Below are 14,216 nucleotides of genomic sequence, written 5' to 3'. Positions count from 1 at the left end.
CCATGTCCGCTTTCCAGAGCCAGGGCCGCGGGCACCTGGACGGTCCGGTGGTGGTCCTTGGCACAGGGCTGCTGGGGACGAGCATCGGTCTGGGCCTTCGCGGCCGCGGGGTTCCGGTGTACCTCTCCGATCCCTCGCCCACCAACCAGGCGGTTGCGGTGGACATCGGTGCTGGGCAGCCTCTGGCTGCGTTGGCAGGGGAGACGCCGCAGCTGGTGGTAGTTGCCGCCCCGCCGGATGTCACGGCTGATGTTGTGGCGAAGGCGCTGGCTGATTACCCCGGATCCGTGGTGGTGGATATTGCCAGCGTCAAGGCGGGAATCCTCTCGGCCCTGCGCAGCCGCGGCGTGGACCTGTCGCGCTACGTGGGCACCCATCCCATGGCCGGACGGGAGAAATCCGGCCCGGTAGCCGCCCGCGGGGAGCTCTTCACCTCGATGCCGTGGGTGGTGTGCCCGTCTGAAGAGACTTCAGGTGCCGCGCTCCAGGTGGCCCGCTCGCTGGCCGCCGACCTCGGAGCAGTCGTCTCCCAGTTCACGGCCGACGAGCACGATGAAGCCGTCGCGCTGGTCTCGCACCTGCCCCAGGTGATGTCCTCGCTTTTGGCCAGCCGGCTTCAGGGTACGCCGCTGCACGCGCTCTCCCTTGCGGGAAACGGCCTGCGGGACGTTACCCGCATTGCTGCCAGCGATCCCACCCTCTGGGTGCAGATCCTCGGCGGCAATGCGGCGAAGGTGGTCGAGATCCTTTACGGCGTGCGCGAGGACCTCAACCGGCTGATCGGAACGCTGGAACAGCCGGCGGCTCCAGGTGCCCGCCTGGACCTCGCGCAGCTGATCAGCGAAGGCAATGCCGGACAGGCCCGGATTCCGGGCAAGCACGGCGGGCCTCCGCAGGCATACTCCTGGCTCACCGTCCTGGTGGACGACAAGCCGGGACAGATCGCGCAGCTCCTGACTGAGATTGGTGAGATCGGCGTCAATGTTGAGGACTTGCGGCTGGACCATTCGTCCGGACAGAACGTGGGCATGGTGGAATTGTCAGTGTTGCCCAACAAGCATGACCACCTGATCGAAGCTTTAAACGACCGCGGATGGCGGGTACTTCAGTAATGACACAGGAACTTCTTGACACCCTGCCGGCGCTCCGCGTCGGCAGGCCACTGGTGGTTGCCATCGACGGGCCGTCCGGCTCGGGCAAGTCCAGCGTCAGCAAGGAAGTGGCCCGCAGGCTCCGCCTCGCCTACCTCGATACCGGTGCGATGTACCGTGCACTCACCTGGCACTGCGTCACCCACGGCATTGACCTCGACGACGCCGCTTCCGTGGAGCAGGCCTCCCGCGACCTGGTCCTGGACCTGAGCACCAGCCCGAACGAGGAGTACGTCCGGGTTGACGGCGTGGACGTCACCGACGCCATCCGGGAACCCGCCATCTCTTCGGCAGTCAGCGCCGTGGCCACCACCCTTGGTGCCAGGACGGAGCTCATCCGGCGGCAGCGGGCCCTGATTGAAAAGCACCACCGCCGCATGGTGGTGGAAGGCAGGGACATCACCACCGTCGTCGCGCCCGGCGCAGAGGTGCGGATGCTGCTCACAGCCAGCGAGGAAGCCCGGCTTCGCCGCCGCGGCATCCAGCTTGGCGGAACGCAGGACGCCGAACAGCTGGCCGCGCAGGTGACCCACCGCGACGCCAAGGACTCCACGGTGGTCAACTTCACGCAGGCCGCCTCGGGCGTGGTCACCCTGGACTCCTCGGACCTCGACTTCGACCAGACAGTTGCCGCAGCCCTGGTGATTGTGACCAAGGTCCTGAACCGTGACTGACCCGGCCATCAACCAGCCGGCCATGGGCGGCGGGCCGGACATTCCGGCCGGCTGGACCATGGCATGGAGCAGGCCGGTGGGCTGGATCCTGGACCACCTCGTGTACCGGACGTCCGTCACAGGGCGGGACAACGTCCCCACCGGCGGGCCGGTGATTTTTGCGGCCAACCACATCAGCTTCCTGGACGGTCCGGTCATGTTCGGTGCTTCCCCGCGGCCCATGCACATCCTGGTGAAACAGGAAATGTTCAATGGCTTCCTGGGCCGGGTCCTCACCGCCTCCGGGCAGCTGCCGGTGGACCGTTCGGGAGACCGCGCCGCGTTGCAGCGCTGCAGGAAAGTGCTCGACGCCGGCCGTTGCGTCGGGATTCTTCCTGAGGGTACGCGGGGAAGCGGGGCCGCGGAAGACATCAATAACGGCGTTGCCTGGCTGGCGCTGAACTCCGGCGCCCCGGTGGTGCCGGTCGCGATCCTCGGCACCCGCACAGGCAACGAACACCTCGATTCCGTACCACGGCCGGGCAGGCGGTTCCACGTCCGCTTCGGCAATGCGCTGACGCTGACCCGCCGGGCCGGCGAAAGCGGCCGTGCTTCAATGGACAGGGCGGCGCTGGAGATCCGCGCCGCACTGTCAGGGCATGTGCAGGATTCCATCCAGCTCACCGGGCAGCCACTGCCGGCGGCCGGCAATTCACAAAGACTTCAAGCAGTAGCCGGGACGCCGGCAGATGACCACTAAGGACAGTGCAATGAGCGACACCACCCAGACCTCCGGCCACCCAGGCGCCGGCGACGACGAATACACTCCGGCAGGCACCGACCAGGTTGCCGAACGGCTGGCGGCAATTGACGACGACGAAGCCGAGCTTCGTGCGGCGTCCCTGCGGGCGGGCCTTGAGGACTATGACCTCGACGAGGACGATGCCGCGCTCCTCAGCGGCGACTTCGGCGACGAGGACTATGACGGCCCCGTCAAGCTGGATCCCGTCCTGGCCATCATCGGCCGCCCCAACGTGGGCAAGTCCACCCTGGTGAACCGCATCCTGGGTCGCCGCGAAGCAGTAGTTGAAGACACGCCCGGCGTCACCCGTGACCGCGTGATGTACTCCGCCCACTGGAACGGCCGCAACTTCACCCTCGTGGACACCGGCGGCTGGGAGCACGACGCCCGCGGCATCCACGCCCGGGTGGCTGAGCAGGCCGAAATGGCGGTGGAGCTCGCAGACGCCGTCCTTTTCGTCGTCGACTCCGCCGTGGGCGCCACCGCCACCGACGAAGGCGTCATGAAGATGCTGCGCCGCAGCAAGAAGCCCGTCATCATGGTGGCCAACAAGGTAGACGACTTTGCGCAGGAAGCGGACTCCGCTGCCCTCTGGGGCCTCGGCTTCGGCGAGCCCTACCCGGTGTCCGCCCTGCACGGCCGCGGCGTGGCCGACCTCCTGGACCATGTGATGGACGTGCTGCCCGAGTTCTCCACCATTGAGGGCCTGGAACGCTCCGGCGGCCCCCGCCGCATTGCCCTGATCGGCCGCCCCAACGTGGGCAAGTCCTCGCTGCTGAACAAGCTTGCCGGCACTGAGCGCGTGGTGGTGGACAACACCGCCGGAACCACCCGCGACCCGGTGGACGAATTCATCGAGCTCGGTGGCCGGACCTGGCGCTTCGTGGACACGGCAGGCATCCGCCGCCGCCAGCACATGGCGCAGGGCGCGGACTTCTACGCCTCCCTGCGGACACAGTCCGCGCTCGAAAAGGCGGAGGTCGCCGTCGTGCTCCTCGCCGTGGACGAGGTCCTCAGCGAACAGGACGTGCGGATCCTGCAGCTCGCCATTGAATCGGGCCGCGCCCTGGTGCTGGCGTTCAACAAATGGGACCTGCTCGACGACGAACGCCGGCGCTACCTCGAGCGTGAAATCGAACAGGACCTGGCCCACGTGAACTGGGCTCCCCGGGTCAATATCTCGGCGAAAACCGGATGGCACAAGGACCGGCTGGTTCCCGCCCTGGACGTGGCGCTGGAAAGCTGGGACAAGCGCATCGCCACTGGCCGTCTGAACGCCTTCCTGGGCGAGCTCGTGGCGGCCCACCCGCACCCGGTCCGTGGCGGCAAGCAGCCGCGCATCCTTTTCGGCACCCAGGCCTCCAGCCGGCCGCCGAAGTTCGTGCTGTTCACCACCGGTTTCCTGGATCCCGGCTACCGCCGCTTTATCACCCGCCGGCTGCGGGAAACCTTTGGCTTCGAGGGCACGCCCATCGAGGTCAGCATGCGCGTGCGGGAAAAGCGGGGCAAGAAGCGTTAATTGCGACACACCTGGCTGGGAATCGGTGGAAAGTGTCACTGGCACCCTCCGGGATCGTGTAAGCTCTTCTAGGTGGTTCGGCCGGACTGCTGGTGGAAATCCCCGGGTCAGCCCGCGGATGAAGCGCAGCGGAGAACGGCGGAACTAACGGGCTGTAGCGCAGCTTGGTAGCGCACTTGACTGGGGGTCAAGGGGTCGCAGGTTCAAATCCTGTCAGCCCGACCAAAAAAGTGGAAGCACCGGAGAGATCCGGTGCTTCCACTTTTTTGTTGCCGTTTTTGGCCGCTAACCCCTGGCCCGCCGCCCCTGGCTTCGCACCCTCTTCCGGACACAACACCCGGGCGTTCGCGGTGGTTTTGTCCGGAAGCGGGTGCCTTCCGGGGAGCCCGCCGCTACTTAAGGAATTTCGAGGTCCTGCGGTCGGCCAGGATCTTGCCCTTCGTCTGGCAGGTGGGGCAGTACTGCAGCGCCGTATCAGCGAAGGACACCTCCCTGACGGTATCCCCGCAGACAGGACACGGCTGGCCGGTCCGGGCATGGACGCGCATATGGCTGCGCTTGACGTCCTTCAGGTCCTTGGGCGGCTTGCCGCGTGCCTCGGCCAAGGCAGTGCCCAGGATGCTGTGGATGGAGTCGTAGAGGACCTGGACCGCCCCGCGGTCCAGCGACTTGGCGGTGGCAAAGGGTGAAATCCGCGCCGCGTGCAGAATCTCGTCACTGTAGGCGTTGCCGATGCCGGCGATCACGCTCTGGCTTCTCAGGAGCCCCTTGATCTGCTGCGAACTGCCGGCGAGGATCTCCGCCAGCATGTCGGCGTCGAACGCCTCGGTAAACGGATCCGGTCCCAGCGTGGCGATGCCCGGAACCTCCTGCGGATCCCGCACCACGTAGACGGCGAGGCTCTTCTTCGTTCCAGCCTCGGTGAGGTCGATGCCGCGCGCACCATCGGAGCCCTTGAAAGTGAATCGGGCAGCGATGTGTCCCTTGCCCATCCGCAGTTGCGCATCCGTGGGGGAATCAGTGAACCGGACCCAGCCGGCCCGGGCCAGATGGAACACCAGGGAGATTCCGCCGGTGTCGATGCTGACGAATTTGCCAAAGCGCCGCACCCCGGTCACCGTCCTGCCCTCAAGGGCGTTGAATGGCGGATCAGCTGTCTTGAGTACCGCGAAGGAAACGATCTGCACTTTGGTCACGGACGTTCCCTGCAGATGATCGTCAAGAAATTCGGCCAGGCCGGCCACCTCGGGAAGTTCGGGCATCGCTTACCCTGCGTCTTCCCCGGGGCCGGAAACAGTGCGTGCGGTCATGGGTCCCATCTTGTCAGAATCCTCCGCGAACGCCCCGGCACTTGTGCCTATACTTTCAGCGGCGGCCTGTTTGGGCCCCGTTGACATTGGTGTTCGACCCGATGAAAGGCCCCTGATGAGCAACATTCCCGAAGACCTGTCCTACACCGCCGAACATGAGTGGGTCTCTGCCCCCAACGCCGACGGCGTGGTACGGGTGGGCATCACCGACTTCGCCCAGGACGCACTAGGGGACGTTGTGTACGCCCAAATGCCCGAAGTTGGCACAAAGGTTACGGCGAACGAAGTAGTGGGCGAGGTTGAATCCACCAAGAGTGTCAGCGACATCTACGCGCCGGTCAGCGGCGAAATAGTTGCCCGCAACGATTCCCTGGACACCGATTCGGCCCTGATCAACACCGATCCCTACGGCGACGGCTGGCTCATTGAAGTCAAACTGGCCGAACCGGACGCCGTCGAGTCATTGCTCAGTGCATCGGAGTACGAACAACAGGTAGGCTGAAACCTAACCGGTACATCCGGTTCGGCCGGACGTGAAGTCGGAACGTCTTCGCACGTCAGCGGCCGGATCGGAAGCCGGTTCCGGACCTGCAGGGCAGGTGCGGAGGGTAAAAAGTTCAATGCCGGCGTGAGCGCCGCATAGTCGATGAGGAGGAGTCCATGGCTGGCCACACACACAACCCTGCCGATGGGGAATACGGCAATGGTGCGGCTAGGGCGTCGGAGACCACCTCGATCCACCTCACCCCGGTGACCGATGAACCCACCATCGCACCCAAGCTGTCATCAGATGAGCGCAGCTCCGTCGAGGCACTGCCGGCGGGGTCCGCACTCCTCGTTGCGCACAGCGGCCCGAATGCCGGTGCCCGCTTCCTGCTGGATTCTGACGTCACCACCGCCGGCCGCCACCCTGATGCCGACATCTTCCTCGACGACGTCACCGTTTCCCGCCGCCATGTGGAATTCCGGCGCACTGCGCGGAGCTTCGAAGTGGTGGACAAGAACAGCCTGAACGGTACCTACGTCAACCACGACCGCGTTGACAGCGTGGAGCTCAAGTCCGGCAGCGAAGTCCAGATCGGCAAGTTCCGCCTCACCTTCTACCTGAGCCCTGCCAGCGCTGCAGGCCGCGGCTGATCCGGGGACCGCTGCCTGTGGCAATGGCACAACCGGAACGCCGGGGACCGCAGGTCCTGAACATCGGCGAAGTCCTCGCCCAGCTCAGCGGCGACTTCCCGGGCATGACAGCGTCAAAAATCAGGTTCCTTGAGGAAAAGGGGCTGATCAACCCGCGGCGCACTCCTGCCGGATACCGCCAGTATTCCGACGGCGATGTGGAGCGCCTGCGCTTTGTCCTGGCTTTGCAGCGGGACCAGTACCTGCCCCTGAAAGTCATCAAGGACTACCTTGACGCCATCGACAGGGGAGAACGCCCGGAAAACCTGCCGCCCGGCGTCGTGGTTTCGCCGCGGGTTGTGTCCGATGAACTGGCGGCGGAACTGCAGAGCCGCGGACGCAAGCTCAGCGAGGAACAGTTGCGGACGGAGTCCGGCGCCAGCGTCCCGCTGCTGCAGGCCCTGCTGAGCTTCGGCCTGATCAGCCACTCCAACGGACAATTCGACGAGCACGCCCTCACGGTGGCCCGGGCGTGCGTGCAGCTGGAAAGCCACGGGCTTGAGCCGCGCCACCTCCGTCCCTTCCAGGCAGCAGCCGAACGGGAGTTCGGGCTGGTGGAACGTGCAGTGGCGCCCCTTGCCTCGCGCAAGGACGCCGCGTCCCAGGCGCGCGCGGCGGAGGCGGCCCGCGAAATCAGCGACCTTTGCCTCACCCTGCACCGGGCCTTGGTGCAGGACCACATCTCACGCATGGACATCTGATGATTGAAGTCGAGATCGTAGGGGTTCGGATCGAACTGCCTTCCAACCAGCCACTGGTCCTCCTGCGGGAGATGCACGGCGAACGCCACGTTCCCATCTGGATCGGCACCCCGGAAGCAAGCGCCATCGCCCTGGCCCAGCAGGGCGTGGTTCCGCCCCGGCCCATGACGCACGACCTCCTCGTGGACGTTGTTGAATCGCTCGGCCATTCCGTGGTCAGCGTCAACATCGTTGCCGTGGAGGACAACATCTTCTACGGCCAGCTCCAGTTCGAGAACGGCACCACCGTCAGCTCGCGGGCGTCCGACGCACTCGCCATCGCCCTTCGTGCCAAATGCCGCATCTGGTGCGCAGACTCCGTCATGGACGAAGCCGGCGTCAGGATCACGGAGCACGATGAGGGGGAGGACGCGGAACCCGGTCCCTCCGTTGACGAGGAACGCGAACTGCGCCGCTTCCGCGAGTTCCTGGACGACGTGGAACCCGAGGATTTCGACGGCTAAGGTCACATTAAGGTTAAAGTTGAGGATGAAAGTTTCGACACGCCTCTTTCAACCGGCCAACGTCTTTGACCTTGGGTCCCTGCAGGCCTAACGTCAAAGTATCAAGTTCCCATTGCTTACGGCAGCCGCGCAAGTCACACTGGAAGGTGCGCCCCGCGGAAATTACAGGCATGGTCTTCGTACCTGTTCCTGCCGTTGCAGTTGTTCACGGGGGGCTTATGACAAGGAGGATCCAGGTGAGTCCCAAAGGCGAAGCAGGCGGGCTGAAGCAGCCCACGGCTGGTATTGCTATGCCCGCGAGCGGTGCCCAGGGCCTCCTGTTCACCGAAGACCTTCCCGTTCTGGACGAGGACGCCGGATACCGCGGCCCCACCGCCTGCAAGGCTGCAGGCATCACCTACCGCCAGCTGGACTACTGGGCGCGCACCGGGCTGGTTGAACCCGCTGTCCGCGGTGCCGCCGGCTCGGGGTCCCAGCGCCTGTACGGCTTCCGCGACATCCTGGTGCTGAAGGTGGTCAAACGACTGCTCGATACCGGTGTCTCACTGCAGCAGATCCGCACCGCCGTAGAGCACCTGCGTGAGCGCGGTGTGGAGGACCTCGCCCAGATCACCCTGATGAGCGACGGCGCCAGCGTCTACGAGTGCACCTCGGCGGACGAGGTGATCGACCTCGTGCAGGGCGGCCAGGGCGTGTTCGGCATCGCGGTTGGGCGTGTCTGGCGCGAAGTGGAAGGCAGCCTGGCATCGCTCCCGAGTGAGCACGCGGCCGAACAGTCCTTTCCGGACGACGAATTGAGCAAGCGGCGGGCCGCCCGCAAGATCAGTTGACAGTTTAAACGGCAGAAGCCGCCCTCCCCTGGAGGGCGGCTTCTGCCGTTTAACTCGCTTTTACCTGGCGCGGCTGCGCAGGCCGCTTCCTACTGTGATCAGGTTTGCCAGCAGCTCGTCAAACAGTGCGGCGGCGGACTTGGCGGAGTCTCCCGGCCAGTGGTGTACGGGGTGCGCTGCGCCCTGGATTTGCTGCCAGTTGGCCTGCTCGGGGATCCTGGGGCTCAACAGGAGCTCACCGAACATCGACTCCATCTCGGCCAGCCGGTAGCTGTGCTCCGAAGAGCCGGACCGCACGCGGTTGGCGATGATGCCGGCCGGAGAAAGGTTGGGCGCGAACTCCTGCCGGAAAAGCTGGATGGCCCGCATGGTCCGCTCAGTGCCGGCCACCGAGAACAACCCCGGCTCGGCAACGAGGGCCACCTTGTCGCTGGCAGACCAGGCCATGCGTGTGAGGCCGTTGAGCGACGGCGGGCAGTCGATCAGGACCAGCTGGTAATCCTCGGCTCCGGCCAGCACCGACGACAGCCGGCGAAGGTCGCGGCGGCTGAGGTCGGGGCGGTCGTAGATTCCCGTGTAGGCAGAGCCGACTGCGACGTCCAGGACTGCGGGGCCCGAACCGTTGGACTGGGCCAGCGCCGCCCAGCTGCTGCCCGCAACGTTCTCTGCGAGCTTGGCGCGGCGGGGGTTCTTGAGCATCCTGCCAATATCCAGCTGGTCGCCCGGCTGGACGCCCAAGGCGGTGGTCGCGTCTGCATGGGGATCAAGGTCCACCACCAGTGTGCGGACACCTGCGGCAAGTGCGGCGGACGCCAATCCTGTGGTCACGGAAGTCTTGCCGACTCCACCCTTGAGGCTGCTGATGCTGACTACTTGCACTTGAGAGACCAAAACCTAACGCCGGATGCCGTGTTGGGGGTAATGTTTGCTCCGGCAGCGCCGAAGCCGGACGGTCCTGCCGCCCTACTCATCATATGTGGATGCATCGGCGAATCCTGCTTTATGGGGCGTCGGCATGGCACGGACTGTGCTGTTGGAGGCGGTTTGCCCCCGGCCCGGCGAAAGGGTTCAGGACATGACGGGGAAATCTGTGACGGTGGCCACAAAGATTTGTGTTTGTCCTTGTAGGTCCTAGACACTGTGACCACTCACCGATCCACCCGCAATGATGCAGGAGAAGTATGTTTTCCAAAGTTCTGGTGGCCAACCGCGGCGAAATCGCGATCAGGGCCTTCCGCGCCGGCTACGAGCTGGGCGCAAAGACCGTTGCCGTTTTCCCCCAGGAGGACAGGAACTCGATCCACCGCCAGAAGGCGGACGAGGCCTACCTGATTGGCGAAGAGGGCCACCCCGTCCGTGCCTACCTGGACGTTGCTGAAATAGTGCGGGTGGCGAAGGAATCCGGCGCGGACGCCATCTACCCCGGCTACGGGTTCCTCTCCGAAAACCCGGACCTGGCCCGAGCGGCCAAGGATGCCGGCATCACTTTTGTTGGCCCCCCGGCTGAAGTGCTGGAACTTGCAGGCAACAAGGTGGCGGCACTGAAGGCTGCCCGTGACGCCGGCGTTCCGGTCCTCAAGTCCAGCGCTCCGTCGAAGGACCTGGACGAACTGCTTGCCGCGGCCGATGAAATCGGCTTCCCCATCTTCGCCAAGGCCGTGGCTGGCGGCGGCGGACGGGGCATGCGCCGGGTGGACACCCGTGAGGCCCTGCCCGAGGCATTGCAGTCCGCCATGCGCGAGGCCGATGCCGCGTTCGGTGACCCCACCATGTTCCTCGAACAGGCAGTACTGCGCCCGCGGCACATCGAAGTACAGATCCTGGCCGACGCCGAGGGCAACGTGATGCACCTCTTCGAACGGGACTGCTCCATCCAGCGGCGCCACCAGAAAGTCATCGAGATCGCCCCGGCACCCAACCTGGACGAGGGCATCCGGCAGGCGCTCTACCGGGACGCCGTCAAATTCGCCAAGGCCTTGAACTACGTCAACGCCGGCACCGTGGAATTCCTCGTGGACACTGTGGGTGAGCGCGCGGGCCAGCACGTCTTCATCGAGATGAACCCCCGCATCCAGGTGGAGCACACCGTCACCGAAGAGGTCACCGACGTCGACCTCGTCCAGGCACAGATGCGCATCGCCGCCGGCGAGACCCTGGCTGACCTTGGCCTCTCCCAGGACACCGTCAGGCTGCGCGGCGCCGCGCTGCAGAGCCGCATCACCACCGAAGACCCCGCCAACGGCTTCCGCCCCGACGTCGGAAAGATCACCGGCTACCGCTCCGCCGGCGGCGCGGGTGTACGGCTCGACGGCGGCACCGTCTACTCGGGTGCCGAAATCAGCCCGCACTTCGACTCCATGCTGGTCAAGCTCACCTGCCGCGGCCGGGACTACCCGGCTGCCGTGGCCCGCGCACGCCGTGCCCTCGCGGAATTCCGGATCCGCGGCGTCTCCACCAACATCTCGTTCCTGCAGGCAGTGCTTGACGATCCCGACTTCATTGCCGGTGATGTGGCCACGTCCTTCATCGACGAGCGCCCGGAGCTGCTCAAGGCCCGCGTCTCTGCAGACCGCGGCACCAAGCTGCTTACCTGGCTGGCCGACGTCACGGTCAACAAGCCCAATGGTGAGTTGACCGTGCACTCGAACCCCGCCAGCAAACTCCCGTCCGTCAAGGACCAGCAGGCTGCTCCGGGCTCACGCCAGAAGCTCCTGGAACTGGGACCGGAAGGCTTCGCCAAGGCACTGCGCGAGCAGAACGCGGTGGCCGTCACGGACACCACGTTCCGCGACGCACACCAGTCCCTGCTTGCCACCCGCGTCCGGACCCGGGACCTCGTCGCGGCCGGCCCCGCAGTGACCGCGCTCCTGCCGCAGCTGCTGTCCGTTGAAGCCTGGGGCGGTGCCACCTATGACGTTGCCCTGCGGTTCCTCGGCGAAGACCCCTGGGACCGGCTCGCTGCCCTGCGCCAGGCGCTTCCGAACGTCTGCCTGCAGATGCTGCTGCGCGGCCGCAACACCGTGGGCTACACGCCTTACCCCGAAGAGGTCACCGAAGCCTTCGTCAACGAGGCCGCAGCCACCGGCATCGACATCTTCCGGATCTTCGACGCCTTGAACGATGTCAACCAGATGGCGCCCGCCATCCGTGCAGTCCGGGCCACCGGCACCGCCGTCGCTGAAGTGGCGCTCTGCTACACGGGCGACATGCTGGACCCCAACGAGAAGCTCTACACACTGGACTACTACCTGGAGCTCGCGCAGAGGATCGTTGACGCCGGAGCCCATATCCTGGCGATCAAGGACATGGCCGGCCTGCTTCGTCCTGCTGCCGCGGCGAAACTGGTGTCGGCGCTTCGGGAACGCTTCGACCTTCCGGTCCACCTGCACACCCACGACACCGCAGGAGGCCAGCTGGCCACCCTGCTGGCTGCCGTGGATGCCGGTGTGGACGCCGTCGACGTCGCCTCGGCATCACTGGCAGGAACCACCAGCCAGCCGTCAGCGTCCGCCCTCGTGGCAGCCCTGGCGCACACCCCGCGGGACACAGGCCTCAGCCTGGAGGCCGTCAGCTCGCTGGAGCCTTACTGGGAAGCTGTCCGCCGCGTCTACGCACCGTTCGAGTCAGGACTTCCGGGCCCCACCGGCCGCGTGTACCAGCACGAGATCCCGGGCGGGCAGCTCTCCAACCTCCGCCAGCAGGCCATGGCACTGGGCCTGGGGGAGCGCTTTGAAGCGATCGAGGATATGTACACCGCAGCGGACCGCATCCTGGGCCGCTTGGTCAAGGTGACGCCGTCTTCGAAGGTTGTGGGCGACCTCGCCCTCCACCTGGTGGGCCTGAACGCGGACCCGGCAGACTTCAACGAGAACCCGCAGAACTACGACATCCCCGATTCGGTCATCGGATTCCTGTCCGGCGAGCTGGGGGACCCTCCGGGCGGCTGGCCCGAGCCTTTCCGCACCAAGGCACTCCAGGGCCGGAGCGTGAAGGTCCGGGACGCAGAGCTCAGCGCCGAAGACAGCGCTGCCCTGAAATCCGATTCGAAGACCCGGCAGCACACGCTGAACAGGCTGCTCTTCGATGGACCCACGAAGGACTACCTCAAGAGCGTGGAAATGTACGGCAACATCTCGGTGCTGGACACCCGCGACTACCTGTACGGCCTGCAGCGGGGCAAGGAGCACGAGATCCAGCTCGAGAAGGGCGTCCGGCTGATCGCGTCACTGGAAGCCGTGTCCGAGCCTGACGAAAAGGGCATGCGCACGGTTATGTGCACCCTGAACGGCCAGTCCCGTCCCGTGGTGGTCCGCGACCGTTCAGTGGTCAGCAACGTCAAGGCCGCCGAGAAGGCCGACCCCAACCAGCCCGGCCACGTGGCAGCGCCGTTCGCCGGTGCCGTCACCGTCACGGTCAAGCCCGGGGACGAGGTCAACGCCGGTGACACCGTGGCGACCATTGAGGCAATGAAGATGGAGGCATCCATCACGACGCCGGTGGCCGGCAAGGTTTCCCGGCTCGCCATCTCCTCGGTGGAGCAGGTCCAGGGTGGAGACCTGCTGCTCGTCGTCGAGTAGCACAACAAACAACGCGGGGTCACTTCCCGCCCAATCCGATGCGTCGGACGGGCGGGAAGTGACCCCGCGTTGTTGTTTTCTAGGACCGTGGTGTTGCGTACATCTCTTCGATGACGGTCTCGAAGTCCTTCATGACCTGGGCGCGCTTGACCTTCATGGAGGGGGTCAGGTGGCCGGAGGCCTCGGTGAAGTCGGCCGGCACAATACGGAACGACTTGATGGCCTCGGCCTGCGACACCGACGTGTTGGCGGCCGTGATGAGATCCTGGACCGCGGCCTTGACCACGGGGTTGCTGGCCGCCTCGTCCAGGGATGTGGTGGCAGGAAGGCCGTGGCGCTGCAGCCAGCCGGGCAGCGCTTCCTGGTCCAAGGTGACCAAAGCGCCGATGAAGGGCCGGTTGTCACCGACCACCAGGACCTGGGAGACCAGGGCGTCGGCACGGATCTGGTCCTCGAGCAGCGCAGGGATCACGTTCTTGCCGCCTGCGGTGACGATGATCTCCTTCTTGCGCCCGGTGATCCAGACGAAACCATCCTCGTCGAGGCGGCCGACGTCGCCCGTACGGAACCAGTCGCCGTCGAACGTTTCTCCGGTGAGGTCCTCGCGCTTGTAGTAGCCGCGCATCACGCAGACGCCCTTGGCCAGGATCTCGCCGTCCTCGGCGATCCTGACGGCGTTCCCTGGCAGCGGCTTGCCCACGGAACCGATCTTGATCAGCGACGGTGTGTTCACGGAGATGGGGGCCGTGGTTTCGGTGAGGCCATAGCCTTCAAGCACCTGCAGGCCGATGCCCTGGAAGAAATGGCCCAGGCGTTCGCCGAGCGGCCCGCCGCCGGATACCGCGTGGGCAACGTGGCCGCCCATCGCAGCCCGCAGTTTGCCGTACACCAGCTTGTCGAAGAGGGCGTGGCGCAGCTTCAGGCCCAGGCCCACCCGCCCGTTCTGGCGTGCCTTGGAGAAGGCGATGGCAGTCTCGGCGGCCCGGTGGAAGAT

Annotated in this window: 13 protein-coding genes and 1 tRNA gene; 11 read left to right on the top strand and 3 right to left on the bottom strand. The window is 65.7% G+C overall.

The genetic code is table 11. The features are described from left to right. Window positions 1–2: 2 nt before the first annotated feature. From FNL14_RS20145 to FNL14_RS20125, 5 genes are all read left to right on the top strand, one after another. Window positions 3–1,112, top strand: coding sequence for a prephenate dehydrogenase (locus FNL14_RS20145; RefSeq protein ID WP_142063801.1), 1,110 nt, complete (start codon window positions 3–5; stop codon window positions 1,110–1,112). Continuing rightward, window positions 1,112–1,825: a (d)CMP kinase gene (gene cmk / locus FNL14_RS20140; protein WP_091422034.1), complete on the top strand. Its 714-nt coding sequence runs from the start codon at window positions 1,112–1,114 to the stop codon at window positions 1,823–1,825. Before FNL14_RS20145 ends, cmk begins: the two co-directional genes overlap by 1 nt. 58 nt (window positions 1,826–1,883) lie before the next feature. Beyond that, window positions 1,884–2,564 carry a 1-acyl-sn-glycerol-3-phosphate acyltransferase gene (locus FNL14_RS20135; protein WP_181762724.1) on the top strand — a complete coding sequence of 227 codons (681 nt, stop codon included), beginning with the start codon at window positions 1,884–1,886 and terminating at the stop codon, window positions 2,562–2,564. A gap of 10 nt (window positions 2,565–2,574) precedes the next feature. Continuing rightward, window positions 2,575–4,125, top strand: a complete 1,551-nt coding sequence (gene der / locus FNL14_RS20130) for a ribosome biogenesis GTPase Der (protein ID WP_142063798.1) — start codon at window positions 2,575–2,577, stop codon at window positions 4,123–4,125. Window positions 4,126–4,273: 148 nt separating this feature from the next. Beyond that, window positions 4,274–4,350, top strand: a tRNA-Pro gene (locus FNL14_RS20125). A gap of 167 nt (window positions 4,351–4,517) precedes the next feature. Here the strand turns inward: FNL14_RS20125 and FNL14_RS20120 are convergent. Then, window positions 4,518–5,387, bottom strand: coding sequence for an Fpg/Nei family DNA glycosylase (locus FNL14_RS20120; RefSeq protein ID WP_142063794.1), 870 nt, complete (start codon window positions 5,385–5,387; stop codon window positions 4,518–4,520). A gap of 163 nt (window positions 5,388–5,550) precedes the next feature. Here FNL14_RS20120 and gcvH point away from each other — a divergent pair, with 163 nt between their 5' ends. The 5 genes from gcvH to FNL14_RS20095 all read left to right on the top strand — a co-directional run bounded on the left by gcvH (window position 5,551) and on the right by FNL14_RS20095 (window position 8,645). Then, window positions 5,551–5,937, top strand: coding sequence for a glycine cleavage system protein GcvH (gene gcvH, locus FNL14_RS20115; RefSeq protein WP_091422027.1), 387 nt, complete (start codon window positions 5,551–5,553; stop codon window positions 5,935–5,937). A gap of 158 nt (window positions 5,938–6,095) precedes the next feature. Further along, complete coding sequence (locus FNL14_RS20110) at window positions 6,096–6,572, top strand: FHA domain-containing protein (RefSeq protein WP_091422025.1); 477 nt, start codon at window positions 6,096–6,098, stop codon at window positions 6,570–6,572. Between the two features lie 23 nt (window positions 6,573–6,595). Then, window positions 6,596–7,312, top strand: a complete 717-nt coding sequence (locus tag FNL14_RS20105; protein ID WP_142063791.1) for a MerR family transcriptional regulator — start codon at window positions 6,596–6,598, stop codon at window positions 7,310–7,312. Then, complete coding sequence (locus FNL14_RS20100; RefSeq protein WP_050055549.1) at window positions 7,312–7,815, top strand: bifunctional nuclease family protein; 504 nt, start codon at window positions 7,312–7,314, stop codon at window positions 7,813–7,815. Before FNL14_RS20105 ends, FNL14_RS20100 begins: the two co-directional genes overlap by 1 nt. 236 nt (window positions 7,816–8,051) lie before the next feature. Continuing rightward, complete coding sequence (locus FNL14_RS20095) at window positions 8,052–8,645, top strand: MerR family transcriptional regulator (protein ID WP_091422021.1); 594 nt, start codon at window positions 8,052–8,054, stop codon at window positions 8,643–8,645. Between the two features lie 60 nt (window positions 8,646–8,705). Here the strand turns inward: FNL14_RS20095 and FNL14_RS20090 are convergent, their stop codons facing one another. Next, window positions 8,706–9,524 carry a ParA family protein gene (locus FNL14_RS20090; protein ID WP_142063788.1) on the bottom strand — a complete coding sequence of 273 codons (819 nt, stop codon included), beginning with the start codon at window positions 9,522–9,524 and terminating at the stop codon, window positions 8,706–8,708. Between the two features lie 302 nt (window positions 9,525–9,826). Between FNL14_RS20090 and FNL14_RS20085 the strand changes: the two genes are divergently transcribed. Next, window positions 9,827–13,222, top strand: coding sequence for a pyruvate carboxylase (locus FNL14_RS20085; RefSeq protein ID WP_142063785.1), 3,396 nt, complete (start codon window positions 9,827–9,829; stop codon window positions 13,220–13,222). 79 nt (window positions 13,223–13,301) lie between these two features. On the opposite strand, the gene FNL14_RS20080 is transcribed toward FNL14_RS20085, so the two are convergent. Next, the coding region (locus tag FNL14_RS20080) for a long-chain fatty acid--CoA ligase (RefSeq protein WP_142063782.1) at window positions 13,302–14,216 on the bottom strand (915 nt) is incomplete at its 5' end.

The sequence above is a fragment of the Pseudarthrobacter sp. B4EP4b genome (genome assembly GCF_006680095.1).
Classification (GTDB): domain Bacteria; phylum Actinomycetota; class Actinomycetes; order Actinomycetales; family Micrococcaceae; genus Arthrobacter.
This window is presented reverse-complemented; position numbering and strand designations above follow the sequence as displayed.